Below are 24,262 nucleotides of genomic sequence, written 5' to 3'. Positions count from 1 at the left end.
ATCTTGAAGTCTGGTGGTCGGCGCGGGGCACGGCCGCGCGGGCGGACGTTCCGCCGGGGCGTGACTGGGCCGTCCGGTGGCAGGAGCGGTCCGCCACACGCGGTGGCCCGCCCTGCCAACGACGTAATTGGCCAACAAAAACGGCCCACGTGCTGATGCACGGGGCCTGCGCACTCTCGGATCCGAGAGTGCGCTCAGATAAGTACTCGGAAGGACCTGGTCGGCGACATGGGGTCAAGCCTGACGTATCTCACGCGCTGAGTCAACTGATCCCGCATTCTGGGCAGACGACGAGCCCGGGCCGGCGGGCGGGGCCGGGCTGTCCCCTGGGGTACGCGGCACCGGGATCCGGGCCCCCGGCGAGGTGGCCGCCTCCAGCATCGCCTCCAGGTGCTCGGCCGGTACGCCCCAGCCGAAGAGCTGCCCCTGCCCGAACCGGCAGCCGGCCTCCACCACGGCGGCCAGCTCCGTCGGGTTGGTCACCCCCTCGGCGATCACCTTCAGCCCGAGCTGGTGGCCGAGGCGGACCACCACGTCGACCATCGGGGCGACGAACCGGCCCTCCCCGTTCGGCACCCGGACCGGCTCCGGACCGGCGACCAGGCTGTGGTCGATCTTGAGAATATCGATCGGCAACCGCCGTAGCTGTCCCAGCGAGGAGTAGCCGGCGCCGAAGTCGTCCAGGGCGATCCGTACCCCGGTGGCCCGGAGCGCCGCGAGGCGGCGGATCAGCTCGTCCAGGTCGGTCGCCACCGCGTGCTCGGTGATCTCCAGCACCAACCGCTGCGGCGGGACCCGGTGCGCCCGCAGCGCCTGGGTGACCTGGCTGACGTACTCCCGGGCGTGCAGTTCCCGGGGCGAGACGTTGACCGACACCCAGACGTCGTGACCGTCGGCGAGCCAGATGGAGAGCTGGTGGCAGGCCTGGTGCAGCACCCAGGAACCGAGCTTGCCGATCATCCCGCACTCCTCGGCCAGCGGGATGAACTCGTCGGGGCGGACGTTGCCCAGCTCGGGGTGGCGCCAGCGCAGCAGCGCCTCCGCGCCGACCGGGCGAATCGAGGGAATCGCCACCACGGGCTGGAACGCCAGGCTCAGCTCGTCGCGCTCGATCGCGCCGCGCAGCTCGTGCTCCAGGATCGTCCGGCGGCGCAGCAGCCGGTCGTAGGCGACGTCGTACCGCTCGACGCGGTTCTTCCCCCGCTGCTTGGCGTAGCGCAGCGCCAGGTCGGCGTTGCGCAGCAGGGTCTCGACGTCCGCCGCGTCCGCGTGGTCGGCCACCCCGATGCTCACGGACAGGAAGACCTCCCCGGCGCTGTCGTGGTACGGCGCACCGACCACCCCGAGCAGCCGCTCGGCGACCCGCTCCGCCTCGGCCGGGCGGGCCTGCATCAGCACCGCGAACTCGTCCCCGCCGAGGCGGGCGGCCAGGTCGCCGGGGCGGAGGTTGCTGCGCAGTCGGCGCCCCACCTCGACCAGCACCGCGTCACCGACGTCGTGCCCCCGCACGTCGTTGATGTTCTTGAAACCGTCGAGATCGAGCCCGAGCAGCACGTAGGGAGTGTTGGTGGCCTGTTGCTGCTGCAACGCCCGCAGCAGCCCCCGGCGGTTGGCCAGCCTGGTCAGCGGGTCGGTGTGCGCCAGCTCCCGGAAGTGCGCCTCCCGCTCGGCGAGGCGGCCGGCGTAGCCGCGTACGTCGTTGAGCGCCAGGTACTGGCGGGTCACCAGGCCGAACCCCTCCACGATGCCGGCCACGACGGCGACGAGGGTGAACGTGCCGCCCACGACGAGGTGGTAGACGGCGGAGACGGCCATCGCGACCATCGGCAGGAAGGCGTACGCGGTCCCCCGTCGGATGACGTCCCCGTCCGGTCCGTCGTCCGACGGGTCCGGTGCCCGGCTGGCCAGGATCACCACCAGCAGACCGAACGGCAGGAGCGCGGCGCCGAAGACGGCGACCCCCGGCACCGAGCGGCAGACCCCGGCCGCCACGGTCAGGCCGCACCCGGTCACCAGGGTCACACCTCCGCCCGCCAGCACCAGGCCGTGCCGGGGCGACGAGGACCGCACCCCGACGATGAAGGTCAGCCCGGCCGCCACCGCCAGGGTCACCGTGGTCAGCACGATCGCCAGGCAACCCTCCGGCGTGTACGCCCCGAGCAGCCGGGTGGGCTCGGCCACCAGCACCCAGCCGACGAACCAGAGCGCCGCGCCGATGACGAGCCCGTCCAGCACCAGCCGCAGCGCGGCGGGGCCGTCGTGCGCCGCCCCCGGCAGCCGGAGCAGACCGGCGCAGAGCAGCAGCCCGCCGAGCGTCACGCCGACCGCGACCAGCGTGGCGAGGTCCGCGCGCGGGGCCGACGGATGGGCGTCGTGCGGGACGGTGAGGACGCCGACGAGCCCGACCACGGTGGCGGCGGCCACCAGCGTGCCGCCGGCCGCGAGCAGCCACTGCCCGACCCGGCGGGGTCCGGTGTGCCGTCGGGCGGTGGTCGCGAGCAGCACCGGGCCGCTGGCGGCGGCGAGACCGAGCACCACCGCGAGGACCGGGACATCGAAGGCGCCGTGCACAGCTTCACTCTGCCGGACCGTTCCCCTTCCGTGGGGAGGGCCCCGGGTGATCCTCGTCGTGGGGCGAAGAGCGCCGATTCGGGTGTCCGGGACGATCGGGTCGATCGGCGGCCCACCACCGTCGTCGACCTCGGCACAGTCGACCCCCCGCGTGGCCGGTCGCGGCCGAGACTCCCCATCCGACTGCCGAGACTTCCCACCCGGCCGGGCCACGGCCGGGGCGCCTCGCCCCGGCCGCCGAGGCTTCCCGCGCGGCCGGTCGCGGCTCGAGGTGCCTCCCGGCCGGTCGCGGCGGACGGTCCGCCGGAGCGCCGGTGCCCGCCCGGGACGCGGGTCCCCGGCCCGGAGCGCGCCGTCCCGCTGGCTGGACCGCGCCGGGCGCCGGGACGCGGGGCGGCGCCGATGGTGCCACACTTGTCGAATGCCAGACCTGCGGTCGAAGACCTCCACGCACGGCCGGACGATGGCCGGCGCCCGCGCCCTGTGGCGGGCCACCGGGATGACCGACGACGACTTCGGCAAGCCGATCGTCGCCATCGCGAACAGCTTCACCCAGTTCGTCCCCGGCCACGTACACCTCAAGGACCTCGGCGGACTCGTCGCCGAGGCGGTGGCCGAGGCCGGCGGGGTCGGCCGCGAGTTCAACACGATCGCGGTCGACGACGGCATCGCGATGGGGCACGGTGGCATGCTCTACTCGCTGCCCAGCCGCGAACTGATCGCCGACGCGGTGGAGTACATGGTGAACGCGCACTGCGCCGACGCCCTGGTCTGCATCTCCAACTGCGACAAGATCACCCCGGGCATGCTCCTGGCCGCACTGCGGCTGAACATCCCGACGGTCTTCGTCTCCGGCGGCCCGATGGAGGCCGGCAAGACGGTGGCGATCGAGGGGGTCGTCCACGACAAGATCGACCTGATCGACGCCATGATCGCCTCGTCCAACGAGACGGTCACCGACGGCCAGCTCGGCGCCATCGAGCGGTCCGCCTGCCCGACCTGCGGCTCCTGCTCCGGCATGTTCACCGCGAACTCGATGAACTGCCTGACCGAGGCGATCGGCCTGGCGCTGCCCGGCAACGGCTCGACGCTCGCCACCCACGCCGCCCGCAAGGCGCTCTTCACGCAGGCCGGCCGGCTGATCGTGGAGCTGGCCAACCGCTGGTACGGCGAGGACGACGCCTCCGTACTGCCCCGGTCGATCGCCTCCCGGGCCGCCTTCGAGAACGCGGTCGCCCTCGACGTGGCGATGGGCGGCTCCACCAACACGGTGCTGCACCTGCTCGCCGCCGCCCGCGAGGCGGAGCTGGACTTCCACGTCTGGGACATCGACGAGATCTCCCGTCGGGTGCCCTGCCTGACGAAGGTCGCGCCGAACTCCACCAAGTACCACATGGAGGACGTGCACCGGGCCGGCGGCATCCCGGCGATCCTCGGTGAGCTCGACCGGGCCGGCCTGCTGCGCCGGGACGTCCACGCCGTACACTCGCCGAACCTCGACACCTGGCTGGCCAACTGGGACATCCGGGGCGGCAAGGCGACCCGGGAGGCGATCGAACTCTTTCACGCCGCGCCGGGCGGGGTCCGCACCACCGAGCCGTTCTCCACCACCAACCGCTGGTCCAGCCTGGACACCGACCCGGTCGAGGGCTGCATCCGGGACCGGGCGCACGCGTACACCGCCGACGGCGGGCTGGCGATCCTGCGCGGCAACCTCGCCCCGGACGGTGCCGTGGTCAAGACGGCCGGGGTGCCGGAGGATCGCCACGTCTTCCGGGGGCCGGCGAAGGTCTTCGAGTCTCAGGAGGCGGCGGTCGAGGCGATCCTCGGCAACCGGATCGTCCCCGGGGACGTGGTCGTGATCCGGTACGAGGGCCCGAAGGGCGGGCCGGGGATGCAGGAGATGCTCTACCCCACCTCGTTCCTCAAGGGACGCGGCCTGGGGCGGGACTGTGCCCTGATCACCGACGGTCGCTTCTCCGGCGGCAGCTCCGGCGTCTCGGTCGGGCACATCTCCCCCGAGGCGGCCGGCGGCGGGCTGATCGCGCTGGTCGAGGACGGTGACGAGATCCTCATCGACATCCCGCAGCGGCGGCTCGAACTGCTCGTCGCGCCGGAGGTGCTGGAGGCCCGCCGGGTCGCCCAGGAGAAGCGGGACCGGCCGTACACCCCGGTCGACCGGGACCGGCCGGTCTCCGCCGCCCTGCGCGCGTACGCCTCGATGGCGACCTCGGCCAGCGACGGCGCCTACCGCCGCGTCCCCGAGATGTAAGGAAGGGCCCCCTGTTAACGCTTTTGGTGGTAGAGGGGGCCCTTCCTAACAGCTGCTCGTGGCGCCCGCGAGGAAGTCGGTCACCAGCGCGGCCAGCTCGGCCGGACGTTCGGCGACCATGGCGTGACTGGCGCCCGTGAGGTGGACGACCCGCAGCGACGGGTTGTCCACCGCCGCCAGCCGCTCCGCGAGGCCGCGCCGATACGCCGCGTACAGCTCGGCGAACGCCTCCTGCTCCGGCAGGTTCTCGGTGGCGAGCACCAGCAGCAGCGGGCACCGGACCTCGCGGTACGCCGGAAAGAGGTCCACCGTCTCCATCGCGACCCGTAGCTGCTCGGTCAGGGTGGGATCCGGCCGCAGCCGGCTGCCACCCTCGACCGGTACGAGGTTGCGCTCGAACGCCTCCACCCAGGGCTCCTCGGCGGAGCCGTACCGCTGGGCGAGGGCCCGTTGCCCGGCGAGCGCCGCCTCGACCTGCGCCGAGTCGAGCGGCTGGGCCAGCCCGGCCGCCATCGCCGTGAAGACCTCGTGGAGCCGGGCGAGTTCGGCGGCGGCCCGGTCCGGGGCCAGCCCGACAAGGTCCTCCGGCCGGGCCGGGGTGGGACTGCCGTCGAGGCTGACCGCGCCCGGGCACTCCGGGTGCCGTGCCGCCCAGAGCGCGGCGAGCATCCCGCCGAGGGAGTGCCCGACCACGGCGGGCCGGTCCAGTCCCAGGTCGTCGGCGACGGCGGCCAGGTCGTCGAGCGCCGCGTCCCAGCTCCACGGGCCGTCACCGGAGTGACCGTGCCCCCGCAGGTCCAGGGTGACCACCCGGTGCGCCGGCCGTAGCAGGTCGGCCAGTCCGGTCATTGTCGCCAGGTTGCCGCCGGCTCCGTGTAGGAGCAGCAGCGGGGTACCGGTGCCGCCATGGTCGCGGACCGCGATCGGCACCGATCCGGAGGTGACCACCCGGTCGGTTCGCGGTGCTGTCTCGGTGTGATTCTCAGCCACGGTGGGCTCGCCCTTCCGCACGTAAACGGTCACGGACGGAGGAGGGCAGGACCCCGCCCTCGGGGTGCCGGATCAGCTTTCCGCGGCTGACCAGGTCGTGCACGCCCTGCCGGGTGATCCCGAGCATGGCGCCGGCCACCGCGTACGAGACCGACGCCGCGGTGGGGTGCCCGACGCGCCGGGCAACGACCTGCCCGAGCGGGGTGCCCCACCAGTCGAGCGGCGGCTCGAAGGGGCCGTCTCCGGGGTAGAGGGTGGAGACAATCCGCATCACGGTGTTGACGGCTTCCTGGTCGTCCCCGCCGAGTAGTCGTTGGGCCCAGGTCTCGGCCCGGACGCGGACGAGCGTACGCAGCGCCGCAACGGCGTCGTCGCCGTCGAGCAGGATCTCCAACGGGTCGAGCAGCCGGATGTCGATCGTCCGAACGAGCTGGTCGACGACCTCGTGATGGCTGGGGGACACCACGCCTCCTCCGTTACTTGACGACAATCGTCAAGTACTTGACGCCAACTGTCAAGCAGACCGCGAATCCCGGCCCGGATCTCGCCCACCACGAACCCCGGCCCGGGGTCTCACCACGTGAGCCCGGGTCTCACCGTGAGCTCGGATCTCACCCCGTGAGTTCGACTCTCACCCCGTGAGTTCGACTCTCACCCCGTCAGCCCGGGTCTCATTCCCGCCCGGTGGGGTTGAGCAGGGCGGTGAGTACCTCGTCCACCCGGGCGAGCACCGACTCGACGGCCGTCTCCTCCGCGGCCGCACCCTCGGCAAACCACCCCTCGAGGACGCCGCGCAGGCCGTGCAGCAGGAAATCGACGGTGAACGCCGGATCCCGGACCGCCAGTTCCCCGGCCCGTACGCCGTCCTGGACCAGCTCGAGCAGGCTCTCCCTGATCGGCCCGAGTTCGTCGGGCTCCTCGATGCCGGCCTCGTGGAACAGCAGGGCCACCAGTCGGCGATTCGCCGCCCAAAACCCGATCATGCCGGTGACGAACCGGCGTATCCGGTCCAGCGCGCCCACCTCCGCGCCGGCGGCGACGGCGTCGGTGCCGGCGGCGAGGATCTGCTCGTTGCACCGCCGCCGTAGGGCGGTGAAGACCTGGGCCTTGGAGCTGAAGTACTCGTAGACCGTCCCCTTGCCGAGGCCGGCCTCGGCGGCGATGCCGTCGATGGTGGTGGCGTCGAGCCCGTGTCGGAGCAGGACCCGGGTCGCCGCGTCCAGGATCTGCCCTGGTCGCTCGCCCGGGGCCCGGGGCACACGGCGGCGCTTGACGCTCGGTCTGGTGGCGCTCATGCCGCCGGAGCCTAGTCGTCCCCTTGACAACCGACCACCGGTCGGTAGGTTCGGAACCATACCGACCGACCGTCGGTCAGTAATCGTTTCACCCGTTCACCGCCGTCATGACGGCCCGGAAGGACCCACCGATGCGCACCGCTGCCGACCTGCTCTTCCTCTCCGGCACCATCGCGGAGGTCGAGCCCCTCACCCACCGGATGCGTCGGATCCGACTCACCGGCGAGCGATTTCGGGGGCTCGACTGGCAACCCGGGCAGCACGTCCGGGTCAACGTCACCCCGACCCGGGACTGGCTCCGTCGCCCCGGCGACGCCCGGCGCAGCTACTCGATCTGGCACCTCGATCCCGACGCCGGCCGTTCGGCGCGATGTTGCGTGCTTTGCCCGCGACAGTTCCGGCGTACGGCGTGCTGGTGACCGACTCACCCGCGGGCGAACTTCCGCTGCCGGCGGACCGTGCGCTGACCTGGGTGCACCGGGGCACCGCCAACCCGGCCAACCCCGCACCGCTGCTCCGGGCGCTCCGCGCGCTCGACCTGCGCGACGCCGGGCCGGGGACCGCGTACCTGGCCGGCGAGGCCCGTACCTGTCAGGCGGTCCGGGACCACCTCGTCCGGGAACGCGGCTGGTCCCGCCGGAACATCCTGGTCAAGCCGTTCTGGGCGCCCGGACGGCGGGGACTCGACTGAGCGACCGAGGCGGACCCGATCCTAAGAACGGAGTGCCGGGAGGCCGCCGGCACACGCTGCCCTCCCCCGGGCCGCCTCGACACCCCCAGACCCCGGGGTCGATCAGTCCTGTTCCGCGTCGAGCCACGTCTGGAGCAGGAGCCGGTCGATGGAGTCCGGCCTGCCCAGCCGTCCGCGCGCCGCCCGACGGGCGCGCAGGTCCGCCCGGGAGAACCAGCGGGTTTCCACCAGTTCCTCGCCGTCGACCCGGGTGGCCTCGCCGCGGGCGCGGGCGACGAAGCCCACCATCAGCCCGGCGGGGAACGGCCACGGCTGGGACGCGACGTACCGCACCTGGTCGACGACGATCCCGGCCTCCTCGGCCGCCTCGCGCCGGACCGCGTCCTCCAGGCTCTCGCCGACCTCCACGAAGCCGGCCAGCAGCGCGAAGGCGTCGTCGTCCGCTCCCGCGTGCCGGGCCAGCAGGCAGCGAGCCGGCGTCCCGGGTGCCTCCACCAGCATGATCACCGCGGGGTTGATCCGGGGGAACAACTGCTGGCGGCACCCGGCACACTCCCGGGCCGCCCCACCCTCGACGGATCGGGTCCGCGCGCCGCAGGTGCCGCAGTAGCGCTGGTGGCGGTGCCAGTAACAGAGGCCCCTGGCGTACGCGAGGACGGCCGCCTCGGCCGGGTCGAGGTGCTGGACCAGCCGACGGAGGTCGACCGTCCGCTCCGCCCCGGTCGCGCGCAGCGCCTCCGCCTCCGGTACGCCGCTCAGGTCGACCGCGAACAGCGGCCGGTCGCCGTCGATGCCGAGGAAGACCGGATCACCGACGGTGGCCGGCAGCCAGGCCGAGTCCACGCCGCCGAGCCGCACGACCGTGTCGGCGGCGACGAGGCACCGGTCCCGCCACAGGGGAACGATCTGGGTCCGAGGTGTGGTGAGCGCCGCGTGCAGCCGTTCCGGCTCGCGACGGAGCCGGACCGCGCGGTCCAGGCGTCCACCGGCGTACCAGATGGCGGTCATGGTGTCGGTCACGTCCGCGCCGCCGTCCGGCCGCCGCGGCGGGGCCGGCGGTGACGTGCGGCGGGCAACCCGGACACGGCGGACATCCCGGACACGGTGGGCTGCGAAGGATGGGGGCACGACCTGGGCACCGGCACCCCCGCATGCTATGCGCCGTACGGCCTGCGGGACAGCGCCCCGCGTACGAGCAGCCAGTTTTCGTTGACACCACCAGTACGACACGTAACATAGACATGAATCGATTGATGGCGACGTGTCGGCTTCTACCCGGGAGGCACGCCCGCTCCACGTCTCGCGGCATCGTCACCCCACCACGGAGCACGTCTCCGTCGACCCGCGTCTTCGTCGACCCACCATCCCCGTTGGGAGGACCACACATGCGGCTCCATCGTTACCGGTCCCGGCTCTGGTCGGCCGTGACCGTGACCTCCCTGGTCGCCGTGAGCGGAGCGGCCGTGACGGTCGCCGCACACGCGGCCGCCGCCGGGTGCAGCGTCACGTACACCGTCGGCTCGCAATGGCAGGGCGGCTTCACCGCGACGGTGGCCGTCACGAATCTCGGCGACCCGCTCAGCTCGTGGACGCTGACCTGGAGCTACGCCGCCGGCCAGCGCGTCACCCAGGCATGGAACGCCACCGTGACGCAGAACGGCAGCGAGGTCAGCGCCCGCAACGCCAGCTACAACGGCAGTCTCGGCACCGGGGCGACCACCTCGTTCGGCTTCAACGGTTCCTGGACCGGGAGCAACCCCGCGCCCACCAGCTTCGCGCTGAACGGGACCGCCTGCACCGGCACGCCGGGTGAGAACCCCACCTCGCCGCCGTCGACGCCGCCCACGACGCCGCCGACGACCACGCCGCCCGAGAACCCGACCTGGGGTACGGCGCTGCCGCCGGCGAACGCGGCCACCAGTCGGGCGTACGACCTGATCACCGTCGCGAACGAGAAGGGGTACCTGCCCCGGGCGGGCGAGTGCTCGGTCGAGGTCCACGCCCGCTACTGGACGTACGGGCCGGACGGCAAGGTCTACCCGACCTGGCACCCGACCCGCGACCCCAGCGGCTGCACCTTCGGTCACGAGCACGGTGACGACCCGCGTACCTCGGACCTGTACAGCAGCGTCGGCTGGCCCGCCTTCGGCTACACCAGCGAGGTGATGCTGGAGAACATGCCCGAGGCCAGCCACCGGCACGAGGACCACGTCGGGCACAAGGTGCTCGCGGTGAACAACTCCAACGTGATCCAGGGCGACAACGGCACCAGCTTCTTCCCGCCACAGGGCCCGGTGATCGCGACCTGCGACGTCCTGCTCAAGTTCCACCAGGGCACCCACTCGCCGGACGCGTTCACCAACAACGTCCACGAGTTGCTCTTCAACCAGCGCTGCACCCAGACGAACGGCCAGGTCATCGAGGCCCGGTACAACGCGATGATTCCGCTCGGGCGCGCCGGCGGGTTCAGCCCCAGCGAGTGCCCGGGCTTCGGCGGACAGTTCATCACCGTGGGACCGCCGGTGCCGGCCGACTCGCCCTCGGAGACCCGGTCGCTGGGCCGGCTGATCACCGAGCCGGGCTGCATCCAGGCGATCCGGGAGGGCCGCACCCACTACGACCCGCTCTACCCCAACCCGGTGCCGTTCACCGTTTCCGACATGGACGACTTCTGGTTCTCCGACGTCCAGGTGACGGGTTCCGGGCTGAGCTTCCACCTCGCGCCGCTGTTCTACGTGGTCAACCCGTCGCGTTACTACGACCCGAGTAAGCCCAACAACCTGGGCCGGATCGTGGACCTGTGCTACACCGACCTCCGGGGCGGTAGCTACTGCGACGAGGCACGCCGGATCACCCAGCAGACCGGGCAGCAGCTCGCCTGGGACGACCCGCGCTCGCCGTTCAAGGGCACCCTGCGGGAGTTCCGGCCCGGCACCTTCTCGGTGCGGAACAGCGGCCCGACCACGGTCTACACCGACGTGTACGGCCGCAACGTGTCGACCAGCCCGTTCCCCGGATCGATCCAGCAGTACTTCTCCGGCAACCAGAGCAGCGAGATGTACGTCCGCGGCTCCACCAAGGACTACGCCGCCACCGGGGTCCACGCCCCGAACTGACGGTTCCACCACCGGGCTCGCGGCCGAGTGCCGGCCGCGAGCCCGGCTCCGTTCTGCCGTCCGGAGCTAGCCGTCGGCCTCCTCCGGCTTTCCCTCGAGCAGACCGCACCGGCGGGCGATGTCCACGGCGTCGCGCAGTTCGCCACGGCGAGCCAGCGTCAGCGCGACCTGTTCGGCCACCCGCCAGGCAGTCCAGACGTCCGGTGCCGCGTCGAGCATGGCGGCGAGCAGGCTGAGGTCGTCGGCCTGGCCGGCGACCGTTGCCACGTCGGCAATCTCGGAATCGTATTCACGACCGGCCACCGCCCGGGGCAGAACCGTACGCGCGTCGGCTGCCGACGGTGACATGAACGCACGCCAGTCCTCGATCCGGGGAAAGGCGGTGGTGACCAGGTCGCCGAACAGGTCGAGATCTCGGGCCGGCAGTCCGGTACGAAAAGCCAGATCGACCAGCCTCACCGCGACCCACGAGTACCCCTGAGCAGCCTTCGCGAACACCGGATCAAGCGCGGTGGGGTCGCCGGCTTCGACCAACACGACGCCGCGTACGGCGTCGATCAGCGCCGGCCAGTACGTCCGATCTGCCAACCGTTCCTGTAGCCGCGGCACGTGCACCTCGAGGATTTCGGCGCGTAGCTGCTCATCAGCCAGGGCGGAGGCGAGCCGCACGACGTCCAGCACGACATCGCCGAGTGATTCGGGGGAAATCCAGGGACCGACCAGCGCCTCCAGGATGGCGCGAAGCCGCTCCGGGGTTGCCGCCTCGCGCCGGGCGGCCAGCCACCGCACCAGCTCACGGGCGAGCGGGGCGGGTCCGTACTTCGAATCGCGTTTGCGGTGGCGCATCCGCCCCAGAACCGCCAACGCGTCATCGACCCGCTCCAGACCCAGGAACAGTCGCGCGAACCGGTGTTGGTAGGTCATTCGGCTGACCTCGCTGCGGCCGAGTCTGGGACACTTCCGGAACGCGGTCACGAGCGCCTTGGCCCGCGCCGGGGCGAGCCCGGGCACCGCCAGCGTCAGCAGCGCGCACTGCTGGTCATCCGGGTAGAGCCGGGCGGCCAGCGTGAGTGCGTCGTCGAACCGGTCCGCCGCGACGAAGGCCGCGATCAGCCGTTCGCCGTCAACATTCGCCTCGACGGTTCCGCAGCGTCGCTCGATCTCGGCCAGGCCGAGTGGTCCCAACAGGGCCGCCGCCGCGGCGAGGCGGGGCCGGTCACGCTCGCCCAGCAGTGCCGACCACCGGTCGAGGTACTCGGGCTCACCGACGTGCGCCTCGGCCAGCACCGAGATCACGTCCGAGATCCGCACCGCTCGACGGTCGAACACGCTGTCGTCGCTCGGCCGATCCTCCAGCACCTTCCGGAGCAGCGCCTCCTCCGCGTCAGGATCGCCGGCCACGAGTCGAGCCAGCGTCCCGGCGACCGGCGGCCCGGGGTTGGGGCTTCCTGGCAGGCTGCCGACGAAACGCCGGAAGGGTTGCTCGCCGTCGAGTGCGGCGTACGCGAGCCTCACGGCCTGCTCGCGGGTGAGCATGTCCGACACCGTGGCGAACCGCGGTGGCAGCGGGCCCTCCAGGCAGGCCGTCAGCTCCTCGATCGCCCGGGTGTGATCGCCACCGCGGTAGCAGGCGCATGCCCAGTCAATCCGCTGCTCCGGAATCACCCGCCAGTTCCGGGGCGGCGTGTCGAAGCGCGCGAGCACCGCGCGAGCGCGATCGGCAAGATCAGCGGTCGTGATCATGCGCGGACGGTAACACCGACCGCCGACACGGTTCAGGAATGCACCACCGTGCCGCGCTGCTGGTCCCTCGCCGGGTGGTCCGGCAGCGACGTGAACCGTTGCCGCTGCTCGTCGAGGACCATCAGCCGCCCGGTCGAGATGTCGAAGAAGAGCCCCTGGACGGAGACCGTCCCCGGGTCGACACCGCGCGTCGCCAGGAAGTCCCGGATGGCGGTGAGCTGGAGGGCGACGTTGACCATCGCCAACTGGTCGACCTCGGCACGGCCGTCCTCGGACGCCGCCCGCCCGATCGGGTGCCCGGCCCGCCACGCCTCCAGGCTCGGCCGTCCCCAGCGCAGCCAGCGCCCGAGGTGACTGTCCTGGCCGGCGAGCCCGCTGAGGAGCCCGTGCATGGCGCCGCAACCGGAGTGCCCGCAGACCAGCAGGGCGGGCACCCGAAGCACCTCGACGGCGTACGAGAGCGAGGCCGCGACCGAGGACTCGGCGTGGTGGTCGGCGGGGACCAGGTTGCCGATGTTGCGCACCGTGAAGAGGTCGCCCGGCCCGCTACTGGTGATCACGTTCGGCACGATCCGCGCGTCGGCGCAGGTCAGGAAGAGACTGTGCGGCCTGTGCCGGACGCCGAGCTCGACGAGGTGGGGCCGCAGGCGCGCGACCGAGCGACGGTGGTACTCGCGTACCCCGGCGTGCAGCGGACGCAGCGCCGCGTGGACGGCGCCCGGGTGGTCGTGGTCACCGCCGTCGCCCGCCCCCTCGAGGTGCCGCGCCTGCCAGCTCGACCACGGCGAGAACCAGCGGGGTGGCACGAGGGCGTGCACCCGGCGGGACGGCCGCGCGTGCCCGGCGCGCAGCGCCGCGGGCCCGACCTCGTCCAGGTGCACGATGCCGCCGGCGGCCTCGTGCTGGCGTATCCACCAGTCGAGGTGGTCGAAGGCCGCGTGGTCCAGGTAGTCGGTGGCGAGTTCGAGGTCGACCCGGCTGCCCGGCGGCACCCTGGCGAGGACGGCGGAGAGCCGGGGGATGGCGAGGAAGCTGAGGGTGCCCTCGACGAACACGGACCAGTGTTCGCGTCCGCCCGGCGCGATCCGCAGCCGCTCGGCGTGGACCTTCGCCCAGACGACGCGCCGGAGGATCAGCACCATCGCGAGGCCGAGACCGATGAGCACCCCCTCGAGCAGGTTGAACACCACCACCCCGAGAGCGGTGGCGACGTAGACGGCCAGCTCGCGGTGTCGGCGTACCCGCTGGATGTCGGAGATCTTCACCAGTTGCAGGCCCACCACGACGAGGAGCCCGGCGAGCGCGGCCATCGGGATCCGCTCGACGAGTACGACGAGCAGCACCGCGAACAGCAGGACCCAGATGCCGTGCAGGACGGCGGAGGCGCGGGTCCGGGCCCCGGCGTTGACGTTCGTCGAGCTGCGCACGATGACCCCGGCGACGGGAAGCCCGCCGAGCACCCCGGAGACCGTGTTGGCGAGGCCCTGGCCGACCAGCTCACGGTCGAGGTTGGTCGGCCACGTCGCACGCCCGCCCGGGGCGTCGGGCTCGACACGGTCACCGTGGGCGGCACGGGCCGCGCGGGCCGCGCGGGCCGCGCGGGCCGTCAACCGGTCGACCGCGGTGGCCGACAACAGGCTCTCCACGCTGGCGATCACGGCGACGGTCAGCACCGCGGCGGCCACGGCCAGCCAGTCTCCGTCGGGCAACGCCGGCAGGTGGACGGCCGCCAGCAGTGACCCGGGCATCTCGACCCGGGCCAGGTCGACGTCGTCCCACACGATGGCGACCAGGGTGGCGAGGAAGACGGCGACGAGGGGACCCGGCACCCGGCGGGCCGGTGCCGGCAGGCGGGGCCACAGCAGCAACAGTCCGACCACCATCAGCCCGATCAGCGCCGCGTGGTCGTGCCGGGTCGCCAACTGTGCGGGCAGCTCGACGAGGTTATGCAGCGGCGTACTGCCCGGTTCGCCGCCGAGCATGACGTGCAGCTGGGCGAGCGCGATGGTGATGCCGATGCCGGCGAGCATCCCGTGCACGATCGCCGGCGAGAGCGCCAGCGCGCCCCGGGCGACGCGGCTGAGTCCGAACCCGACCTGCACCACACCGGCGGCCACGGTGATCGCGCAGGTGACGGACCAGCCGAAGCGCTGCACCAGCTCGGCGACGACCACCGTCAGGCCGGCCGCCGGGCCGGAGACCTGGAGCACCGAGCCGCCGAACAGGCCCGCCACAACCCCGCCGATCACCGCGGCGATCAGCCCGGCGGCCACCGGCGCCTCGGAGGCGGCCGCGATCCCCAGCGACAGCGGCACCGCGACCAGGAAGACGACGAGCGACGCCGGTACGTCGTACCGCAGGTCCCTGCGGATCCAGTGACTGACCCGGGCCGTCGTTCCGGCCACGCTGATCGACGTGCGCACCATGCTGCCTCCTCCGGCTCCACGCCGTACGGCAACGGGAGCCCGTGCGCGGGGCGCGCCTGGAGCGTGTGCGGAGTCCCGGTTGCCAGCGGCTGGGGCGATAGAGGGGTGTTGGTCGCAATTGCCAGCATTCTAGCGTTACGCTGCGTCGATCCCAAGAGTACGGACGTCCCACGTTGGAGCGACCGACCTGCGCGGACGGCCACCGCGACACCGACAGGTGTCGAGATCACGATCGGTGGACGATGATCGCGGGCAGCGCGTACGGAGGCCGCCGCCGAGCCGCCCGGGCGGGTCACCGATCCGCGACCGGGTTCACCAACCGCTCGGCAAGAAACGGGCTGGGCCTACCGTTCCAGAAAACCGCCAGGCTGTCCCGGGCGCGGGTGGCGGCGACGAAGAGCAGCGAGCGATACCGTTGGCGTTCCCGCTGGTAGCGCTTGGGGTCAGTGTGCCGATAGCGGTCGATCGACTGTGCGGGCACCAGGCCGTCGCTGACCCCGGCGATGATGATCCGCTGATACTCCAGGCCCTTGAAGCGGTGCATCGTACCGACGTGCACGCCGTCGGTCCGGCTCGGCCCGTCCGGACCGATCTCCACCGCCGGAATTCCGGCCGCATCGAGCCGGGCAACGACCTCGCCCACCATCTCCCGGGTCGGTACCGCGATCGCCACCGAGCCGTCGGTCGGATTGCCCCACGCCGCCACCTGTTCGACGATCAGCTCCCGTTCGTCCCGCCACGAGGAAGCGCCCCGGAAGGTCGGTCGCTCCCCCGACAACAGCGACCGATAGCCGGCGAGGTCCTCCGCTCCCCCGTCGAGATCGTCATACGTCTCGCCGCTCATGATTTCCAACGCGGCGGCCAGGATCTGCCGGGTGGTGCGGTAGCTCAGCGTCAGACGGGCGGATCGTCCGCGGATGTGGATGCCGAGGCTGCCCAGCGTCACGTGGTTGTCGTAGATCCGCTGGTGGGTGTCGCCAACCAGGAACAGGTCGTCCGGGCCGGGCGCGACCATGGCGCGCAGCATCTTCCAGTGGGCGGCGCTGAGGTCCTGTGCCTCGTCGACCACGATGTGCCGGTAGCGGTGCCGCAGGAACCCGCCCGAATCCTCCGGCGGCAGGCCTTCGTTGCGGGCCGCCCGGTCCATCTCCAGCCGGGCCGCGCGTTCCGCCACCTGGCGCCAGGTCCACTTGCCCTGGTCGTCCAGCCACTTGGTGAACCGCTCGGTGAGCTGCCACACCTGGTCCCGCTGGGCCCGGCTGAGGGCACGGCCCCGGCCGGGGCGCCGGGCCCTGAAGTAGTCGGATCGGGAGCTCAGCACCTGGCCGAGGATCACCTGGGTCCATTCGGCGGCGAGGAACTCCGCGTCCCACTCCGTCTCGCCGATCTCCAGCAGAAAGTCCTGCCACAGCTCGGGCGCCCTGTTGTCGTCGACGATGCGCTTGCCCACCCCGGCCTTGGCCTCGGCGACAACCCGGCTGGCCAGCCGGTCGATGTTGACGATGTCGACCCGGGCGACCAGTTCCTGCCCGCCGAGGGCGATCAGTCGGGTCCGTAGATCCGCCGCGAGGTTGCGGTTGAAGGTGGTCAGCAGGATCGGCTTGTCCGTACCGGGAGGCAGCTTCCGGACCAGGTGGGCCACCCGGTGCAGGGCGACGATCGTTTTTCCGGTGCCGGGTCCACCCCCGACCCGGGCGGGCCCCTGGTACGACTTCTCGACCAGCGCGCGCTGGGCGGGGTGCAGGAAGATCTGCCACCGGGCGAAGGACTCGGCGAGCATCGCCCGCAACGCCTCGTCGTCCGAGGAGACCTGGGTGGCCGGGCGGCTGACAGCGGCCCGGTAGTCGTCGAGGTCGACCGGCTTCGTTTCGCGTACCGGCTCGGTGACGTGGGTCAGCACCTCGTCGTAGGACCGGCCGTCGTAGAGCGACAACAGCACGTCGGCGGTGAGCTGAGGGGCCCGGTCGACCAGCTCCAGCAGCGCGGTCTCACTGGCCAGCTCTCGGATCTGTGGCAACAATGGTTCAGCGACACCCAACTCGACGAGTTGGGCGTCGCTGAACGCCGCGAAGAGCGGCGTCGGCGACGTCGGCGACGTCGGCGGCGCCGTGACCGGCCCGGCCGGCGGCACCGGCGACTCCGGCGACAAGGCGGCCGGCGCGGCCGGCGGCACCACCCGGCCGACGATGCTGTCTCCGACCGGGGCCAAGTCGATCACCTCGATGCCGCCGGTCACCCGGTTGATCCGGTACGCGTAGCGATCAAGGTTGTCGTAGACCTCTTTGCGGTGCCGGATCGCGACGAGCAGGTAATCCTGGTCGGCGATGTGCAGCAGCAGCGCGCGGTAGTCCTGGTTGACGCGGGCTGACCAGAGGCGGGCGTCGCCGCTGAGCTGCTTGAGCCGTAGCCCCGGATTGTGCGGGTTGCGCCGGAACTTGTGCATGAACTCGTAGACGGCGCCGATGTCCGCCCGAGGGAGTTTCATGACCTCCCGGTCAGCCCGGTCCAGCATGCGCAGTGTCACGGCCTTGGCCATCACCGACGATCTCCCCCCGTTGGCTGTGCGGCACCGGGTGGCGGTGCGAGCTGGTCGATCAACTCGTCCGCCGACCACTCCTGGGCGGTCCGGGCACGCCAGCCGGCGGCGGCGTACGCCGTGTCCCGACCGATGATCTCGGGATCGTCAGGGGCGCCGGACAGCACCACCGCGATCCGCTGCTCGGGCCAGGCCAGCTCGGCTGGCCAGCCCTGGTCACCAAGTTCGTAGCCGACGACCGGCGCGGGCAACCCTCGCCGGATCAGGGTCCGCACCAACGCCTCCAGCGCCGACTCGTCGCGATCAATGTACTGGAGTACCTCCCGCCACGAGTGGTCGACGTCGATGGTCTCCTCCGCCGGTGGCGGCGCCGGCTCCGGAGAGCGACCGAGCCAGGCGGCGGTCTCGGGATCGATCGGCGTCGGCCGATGGGCCAGCCGTAGCCCGGTACCCTCGCACACCGCCATCGACATCGGGTCAAAGCCATCCAGTGCGGAAAATGTCAACTGCGCACCGTCGCCGCCGCCGGCGGCGAGGAACTGGAGGAGATTCCCCCAGCGCAACCATGCCGCCCAGCGGCGGCGGTGTCGCTGCTGGGCGTCCTCGCTCGCGGCTCCGACGGTTTCCGGCCGGTCATCGATGATCGCCAGCGCCGACCAGACCGGCACCCCATCGCGTCCGTCAACGATCAGGGTCACCGGGCAGTCATCGGCGTCGACCGCCCGGACCAGGCTGATCCGGCCCGGTGCGGGTGGCGGCAACGGCGCGCCGCGCAGCGAGGCGAGGATGCGCTCACCGATACCGCTGGAGTCGGCCCGGGTCGGCCTCTCCGTGGCCTGGCCCAACAGACCGGCGAGGGCCGCCTCCGTTCGCCGCCGCCACAGGTCCGGGTCCGGCTCGGCGAGGAAGCGCAACAGCAGCTCGACCGGATTGGTCCAGACGTACCGCTCCAGTTCGCCGGGGTCGGACTCTGGGGCCGTCTTCCGGTAGTGGTCGCGGGCCCGCTGCTTCGCCAGCCCGCCGTAGGGCTCCCAGCCGGCGGCAGCACCACCGTCGGCACCCTCGGCACCGGTCCGCCAGCCGTCGACGTCGTCCCAGGTGAGGCCGAAGACGTAGAAGTCGTGGGCGCGGAGCCTGTTGCGCTTCTCCGCGTCGTCGGCGAGCCGATTGTGCGCCGCGGACGCGTGGTACTTGAAGCCGTCGAGGTAGACGACGACGTCCGGTGCCGGTGCGTCCAGGCGCCGGAAGTGCACGTCCGGTCGGGTTCCCCGGATGGTGTTCTGGAGCTTCATCTGCCAGTGCGTGACATCGACACCGTTCGGCGCGGTGATCCACAGGTCGCGCAGGCGGGCGCCGTCGTGGTCGGTCCGTTTCTCGACGCGTACGCCCGAGTCGGGCTGGCCGGCCCAGGTCAGCAGCTTGGTGAGAAACCGTGCCTCAAGCTCGCTCTCCACCTGCTGGATCAGCGAGATGTCGTCGGTACGGATGCCGGAGCTCACCGCCCAGGTGTCGAGGAGCCGGCTCAGCATGCCGAGCGCCTCGGCCCGGCTCATCAGCGCGTACTCGTGGTCGCGGGCGTACCGCAGCAGGCAGCGGTGGCAGGCGACCCGGCCCTCGTGCTGACAGACGCAGGTGCCGATGATCTGCCGGGCCCGTTGGAGGATCCGGCGGAACTGTTCGGGGTCGGCGAGCCGGTGCAGGTAGCCGGTGCCCTGCGGCTGGGTGTCGTAGACGACGACGTAGTTGCGGGTCGCCGGGCTGGTGCGGTCCGGCATGGTGGCTTCGAGCTTCTGGATGTGCGCCGGGTCGCCGCCGTACTCGGCGGCGATGCCGAGTCGGATGGCGGCGGCGAACGACACCACGCGTTCCCGGACCAGAGCGGTGACCGCCGGGATGAGAATCCGCAGCGCCTCGGTACGCAGCTCGTGCGCGAGAATGATCGGCACGTGCCGGGCGGTGCCGGGCGACCGGCGGTGCGGGCACCAGGGCCGGTGGTGCTCGGCCTCCCTACTCACCGCCGACCCCGACAGGAGCGCCGCGACCTCCTGGCTCGGGGTGGGCTGCCCGTCGATGGTCGTCCCGCCGCAGGAGTCGCAGGTGTGGAACGGGTTGAGCCGCACCTCCTGACCACCGAAGTACTCGGTGGCCCGGTCGTAGCGCCGCGCCCCGAGGTTGTAGTGCCGGACGATGGCGTCCCGGGTGTAGTCGACGCCGAAGGTCTCCGTGGTGTGGCGCCAGGAGGAGTCGATCCGGTCCGGGTCGATGTCGACCGTGGCCGGGGTGACGTAGAAGCGGCGTTGCCGGTCGTCGCTGTCGTCCCGGATCCGCGCGTCGTCGCGCCGGTCCCGGCTGAAGACCCGGGTCGGGCGGAGGACGGTGAAGACCCGGCTCTGGTCGGCCAGCCCGGGATCCTCGCAGCGGGGGCAGGGTCGGGTGTCCTCCTGGGCCAGGTGGGTACGGGCGTAGCCGCACCGGGCACAGATCCGCCACCGCTCGTACGCCGGCCGGTTTACCGGACCAAGGTCCAGTCCGGAGATCTCGTGCTGGTAGCCCCGGACGTAGTAGATGTTGCCGGGGGCGAGTTCGACCAGCGCCGGCCGCGCCGGGCGGTCGTAATCGCGCAGCTCGGTGTGGAAGCGGCGGTTGCCGTCCGGCAGCTTGTCCTCCCAGGTGAGGGTGGCCTCCAGCATGGTGCGGTGGTCGATCAGCGCGTAGTTGGGCAGCAGACCGAGTTCGACCAGGGTGCCGTGGGCGGCGGCGCCGGCGAGGCGGTGCAGGAGCTTGCGGACCTCACGCGCCTCCGACCTCAGCATCCGCTGCTCGCGGGCCTGGTCGGGATCGCTGGTGACCAGCGTGGCGGCGACGGCCTCGATCCCGGCGAGCCGGCGCAGCAGGTCGTCCCGGCGGGCCTCCCAGTCGGCCCCGGCCCGCTTGACCCGGTCGATGAGGCCGGCGTCGGCGAACTGACGTAGCTGCTCGGCGGCGGGGCGGGAGACCTTGTCGCCGAAGAGTGCGAGGAACCTTCCGACGAGCCGCGCGGCGTCCCGCTGCCCGGCCTCGGCGAGGGTGGTGAGCCACCCGCCGGACCCGAAGAGCCGGTGGGCGCGGCGGGGCAGCGGCAGGACCCCGGGGAGCCGCCCCCGAGCGGCGAGATCGATCAGGTGCGCGAGGTACTGCCGGCGCAGAATCTCCACGGCGGAGAGGAAGCAGCCGGGCGGGACAATCTGCCCGGCGATCATGTTCGTCGGGTCGGTCAGGTAGTAGCGGTCCCGCTCGGTACGGCCGACCATTGTGAGCACCAGGGCGTTCCCGCTCCGGCGGCCGGCCCGGCCGGCCCGTTGTACGTAGTTGGCCGGCCCGGACGGCAGCGAGGCGAGCACCACCGCCGAGAGGTCGCCGATGTCGATCCCCATCTCCAGGGTCGGGGTGCAGGAGAGGACGTTCGGGTCGGTGTACCGCTCACCGGCCCGGAAGCGCTGTTCGACGGTTTCCCGCTGGGCCCGGGTGAGCATGCCGGTGTGCTCGCCGGTGACCACCCGGAACACCGGGCTGTCCAGGTAGAGCCGCCGGTAGTAGTCATCCGGGGCGCTCTCGTCGCGGACCGGCCGCAGCCGGCCGCCGCAGCGGCACTGCGGACACGGCTGGCCCACCCAGTCGACGATCCGGTCGGGATGCTCGGTCTGCTGCCAGTGGCAGGTGTCGCAGCCGATCCCGGCCTCGATCGCGGCGGCGTCGTCGAGCCGGGTCACCCGCAGGTGGCCGGGGAGCAGCCCATACACCCGGTTGCCGTCCTCGGTGTCCCCGACCGCGACGATCCCGGCCGCGGCCAGCGCCGGGAGCAGCCGATCGAGGTAGTGGCTGGCGGCCGGTGGGTCGAGCCCGAGGCATCGGCTGGTCCAGTCCTGGTACCAGTTGCCCTTGGTGCCGATCGCGTCGAACTCCGATCGCGCCTTCGGACGGGCCAGCAGGAACGCCGGCCCGGAGAGCCCGTGCGGAAACGCCGGCATCCCCGCCGGGCGTCCGCCCCAGATCTGCCAGCGGGTGCCGCCGCGTCGCAGGTACGGGACCAGCCACTCGTGGTAGATCGCCCCCCGGGCGCGCAGCCGTTCCAGCAGCCCGCGCAGGAAGGCGCGGTAGCGGGCGTCGTCGGGCAGCGGCCCGCCGCCAGCGCCGGGCCCGGTCAGGTGGACGTCCCGGCACAGCGCCGCCGCGCCGGCCGGGTCGTCGAGGCCGACCTCGACCGCGACGGTACGGGTCAGCTCCAGGGTCCGGCCCTGCCGGGCGCGCAGCCCGGTCTCCAGGATGGTGGCGAAGGCGAGCCGCTCGCCCACCAGCGTCCAGGTTCTCCGGTCACCGGTGTTCTCCCCGGCGAGCAAGCTGTCGACCCCGGGTTGGTCGTGCAGGTCGGGCGGGACGACGGTGGAAAGGATCTCCGGCTCGACGGCCGCAGCGATCATCTCGACGATCAGCTCGTCCAGCCCGACCGGCACCCCGGGACGAAGCTGTTGGGCCAGCAGCGTCCGCAGCGAGAACGCGTACGACCGGTTGGCGACGAACCCGGCCCGGTGGGCGGCGTCCTGCACCGAGTCGTTGAAGAGCAGGGTCTTGCGTTCGCCGGGGCCGAGTTCGCCGCCGGTGAAGAGCTGGGTGATCGCGACCGAGGCGAGGGTGGCCAGGCCGGCACCGAGGTAGCGGATACCGTGGTCGAGGCCGCAGGAGGGGCAGCGGTCCTTTTCGGCGGCGTCGACGCTGGTCAGGTCACCGAGGACGACCACGGACTCGTCGCCGAGCCGGCCGGCCCGGTCGGTCGCCGGGTCGAACGGGCGGACCCGGCGACCGTGTTCCAGGACCAGCAGGCCCCGGTCACGGTGCTGGATCTCGTCGGCGGTGACCGCGATGAAGGACCGGACCCGGCGCTTGTCCCGGCCGACCGAGGCCGAATAGATCCGGTCCGGATCGGTCTCCAGCTCGTGCGGGTCCCGCTCGGGTGAGAACGCCGCCCAACCGGAGCGCCCGCAGTGCCGGCAGTAGATGGCGGGCAGCAGCGGATGGTTACGGTCCGCCACCACCCGGTCAGCCTCCGGCGCGAACGGGTCAGCCTCCCGCTCCGGCTCGCCGTACCAGGCGAAGGTGACCTCCGAACCGACACCGCGCAACAACCGGGAGACCGACCGCACCCACAGGTGGGTTTCGATGTTGAGCAGCGGCCGGCGGGGATGCTCCGGGTTCGCCGCGGCGGCGAGCAGGCCGACGAACCGGGCCAGGGCCCGCGCGGTGATCTCGGGTCGGGTCTTCATCGCGCTGCCCCAGCCGATGGCGTTCTTGCGGGGCAGGACCTCGATGACCTCCTCGAAGGTGCGCGGTGCCGGGCCGAGCGCGTCGAGCAGCGCCTTGGTCAGCGGATGTGTGCGGAGCAGCTCACCGAGCCGGCCCCGGTCGGGCGGGATCTGGCCGAGCAGGAGTTCGGCGAGCCGGTCGTTCGCCTCGGCCGGATCCCGCGCGTCGACGGCGGCCAGGACCTCCGGATCGGGCAGGGGCAGCTCGTAGTCCTGCCGGGAGATGAACTCGGCCGGCTCGTACCGCTCCTCCTCGATGAGCGAGTCGGGCGGAAACGGCACCCCGAAGACCTGCTCGGCGACCTCGCGGATCGCGGTACCGCTGTCCCGGCCGCCGCCGGAGCCGAGGGTGGCCGAGGTGGCGACCGGACAGATCGGCCCGAGTGGGCGTTCGGGCGTGTCGAGGTTGAGGGCGGCGGCGAGGCGGCGCAGCAGGATCGCCACGTCGGTGCCCTGCGCGCCGTCGTAGGTGTGGAACTCGTCGAGTACGACGTACGCCGGAGCGGCCCCCTCCCACAGCGGCAGGTCGTCGACACGCTGGAGGAGCAGGTCGAGCATCTTGTAGTTCGTGATCAGAATGTCGGGCGGATTTCGGCGCATTTCTGAGCGCTTGGTCAGCACCCGGGGATACTCGACCGCGGCCACGTCGCCGATGTAGAGACCGGCGGTGACCTGGTGCAATTCGGCATTGTTGGTGAGGAGTTCGTCGATCCGCTTGGTCTGGTCGGCGGCAAGCGCGTTCATCGGGTAGAGCAAGATCGCCTTGATACCCGGCCCGTGCCGCAGCCGGGCCCGCCGGCAATGGTCGAGGATCGGGATCAGGAACGCTTCCGTCTTGCCGGACCCGGTGCCGGTGGTGATCAGGGTCGGCTCGGCCGCCTTGCCCACAGTGGAGAGCCGGGCGAACGCTTTCGCCTGGTGAAGCCAGGGTTCGAGGTCAGCCGGTGCCCAGTCCAGAGTGGAGCGCCAGGTGTCGGGAGCGGGCCGGAACGGCGTGCGGATCCGCAGGTACGGCCCCCGAAAGATGCCCTGCTCAGGGTGGGTGAAAAACGCCTCCAGCCCACGCCGTACCGGTTCGTCCGTCAGCCCAAATGTGGTGGTCAGATACTGGGTGAGCGTTCGGCGAAGGGTGTCGGCGGCGATCGTCGGCCTCATGAGCAACTCACCGCAGGCATGCTACTCCGCGCGATCAACACGCAATCTGTCGTGAATCTGTCTACTGAGACGCGCAAACCCCCACAGGTCGGTTGCGGTGCGCCAGCCGCGATCGCGACGGGCCAGTCGGC

The 24,262-nt window shown here is 72.0% G+C and carries 13 protein-coding genes; 4 read left to right on the top strand and 9 right to left on the bottom strand.

Translation table 11 applies throughout. From position 1 onward, the window contains the following. Nucleotides 1–234 precede the first annotated feature (234 nt). The gene (locus EF879_RS05460) at nt 235–2,571 is read right to left on the bottom strand and encodes a bifunctional diguanylate cyclase/phosphodiesterase (RefSeq protein ID WP_233604255.1); all 2,337 of its coding nucleotides are present in this window, start codon (nt 2,569–2,571) and stop codon (nt 235–237) included. 421 nt (nt 2,572–2,992) lie between these two features. Between EF879_RS05460 and ilvD the strand changes: the two genes are divergently transcribed. Continuing rightward, entirely contained in the window at nt 2,993–4,843 is a 1,851-nt protein-coding gene (ilvD, locus tag EF879_RS05455; RefSeq protein ID WP_123555486.1) for a dihydroxy-acid dehydratase, read from the top strand. 45 nt (nt 4,844–4,888) lie between these two features. On the opposite strand, the gene EF879_RS05450 is transcribed toward ilvD, so the two are convergent. The 3 genes from EF879_RS05450 to EF879_RS05440 form a co-directional block, all read right to left on the bottom strand. Continuing rightward, nucleotides 4,889–5,833, bottom strand: a complete 945-nt coding sequence (locus EF879_RS05450) for an alpha/beta fold hydrolase (RefSeq protein WP_123556756.1) — start codon at nt 5,831–5,833, stop codon at nt 4,889–4,891. Then, entirely contained in the window at nt 5,826–6,296 is a 471-nt protein-coding gene (locus tag EF879_RS05445; protein ID WP_199736165.1) for a hypothetical protein, read from the bottom strand. Before EF879_RS05445 ends, EF879_RS05450 begins: the two co-directional genes overlap by 8 nt. 208 nt (nt 6,297–6,504) lie before the next feature. Beyond that, a complete protein-coding gene (locus EF879_RS05440; RefSeq protein ID WP_158624116.1) occupies nt 6,505–7,128 on the bottom strand; it encodes a TetR/AcrR family transcriptional regulator in 624 nt (207 codons plus the stop codon). A gap of 131 nt (nt 7,129–7,259) precedes the next feature. On the opposite strand from EF879_RS05440, the gene EF879_RS27515 reads away from it, so the two are divergent. Next, nucleotides 7,260–7,547, top strand: coding sequence for a hypothetical protein (locus EF879_RS27515; RefSeq protein WP_199736163.1), 288 nt, complete (start codon nt 7,260–7,262; stop codon nt 7,545–7,547). Beyond that, entirely contained in the window at nt 7,544–7,819 is a 276-nt protein-coding gene (locus EF879_RS27510) for an SIP domain-containing protein (protein WP_233604254.1), read from the top strand. The genes EF879_RS27515 and EF879_RS27510 overlap by 4 nt, the downstream gene beginning before the upstream one ends. 102 nt (nt 7,820–7,921) lie before the next feature. On the opposite strand, the gene nudC is transcribed toward EF879_RS27510, so the two are convergent. Then, entirely contained in the window at nt 7,922–8,839 is a 918-nt protein-coding gene (gene nudC / locus EF879_RS05430) for an NAD(+) diphosphatase (RefSeq protein ID WP_370375452.1), read from the bottom strand. 365 nt (nt 8,840–9,204) lie between these two features. On the opposite strand from nudC, the gene EF879_RS05425 reads away from it, so the two are divergent. Further along, nucleotides 9,205–10,935, top strand: coding sequence for a cellulose-binding domain-containing protein (locus EF879_RS05425; RefSeq protein ID WP_123555479.1), 1,731 nt, complete (start codon nt 9,205–9,207; stop codon nt 10,933–10,935). 66 nt (nt 10,936–11,001) lie between these two features. Here the strand turns inward: EF879_RS05425 and EF879_RS05420 are convergent, their stop codons facing one another. The 4 genes from EF879_RS05420 to EF879_RS05405 form a co-directional block, all read right to left on the bottom strand. Next, nucleotides 11,002–12,678, bottom strand: a complete 1,677-nt coding sequence (locus tag EF879_RS05420) for a hypothetical protein (RefSeq protein WP_148086359.1) — start codon at nt 12,676–12,678, stop codon at nt 11,002–11,004. 32 nt (nt 12,679–12,710) lie between these two features. Next, the gene (locus tag EF879_RS05415) at nt 12,711–15,104 is read right to left on the bottom strand and encodes a SulP family inorganic anion transporter (RefSeq protein ID WP_123555475.1); all 2,394 of its coding nucleotides are present in this window, start codon (nt 15,102–15,104) and stop codon (nt 12,711–12,713) included. Nucleotides 15,105–15,396: 292 nt separating this feature from the next. Further along, nucleotides 15,397–17,640 carry a UvrD-helicase domain-containing protein gene (locus EF879_RS05410; RefSeq protein WP_123555473.1) on the bottom strand — a complete coding sequence of 748 codons (2,244 nt, stop codon included), beginning with the start codon at nt 17,638–17,640 and terminating at the stop codon, nt 15,397–15,399. Further along, nucleotides 17,640–24,131 (bottom strand): DEAD/DEAH box helicase, encoded by a 6,492-nt coding sequence (locus EF879_RS05405; protein WP_123555471.1) that lies wholly within the window; start codon nt 24,129–24,131, stop codon nt 17,640–17,642. The genes EF879_RS05410 and EF879_RS05405 overlap by 1 nt, the downstream gene beginning before the upstream one ends. Nucleotides 24,132–24,262 lie beyond the last annotated feature (131 nt).

It is taken from the genome of Micromonospora sp. HM5-17 (assembly GCF_003762835.1).
In the GTDB taxonomy this organism is placed as follows: Bacteria; Actinomycetota; Actinomycetes; order Mycobacteriales; family Micromonosporaceae; genus Plantactinospora.
This window is presented reverse-complemented; position numbering and strand designations above follow the sequence as displayed.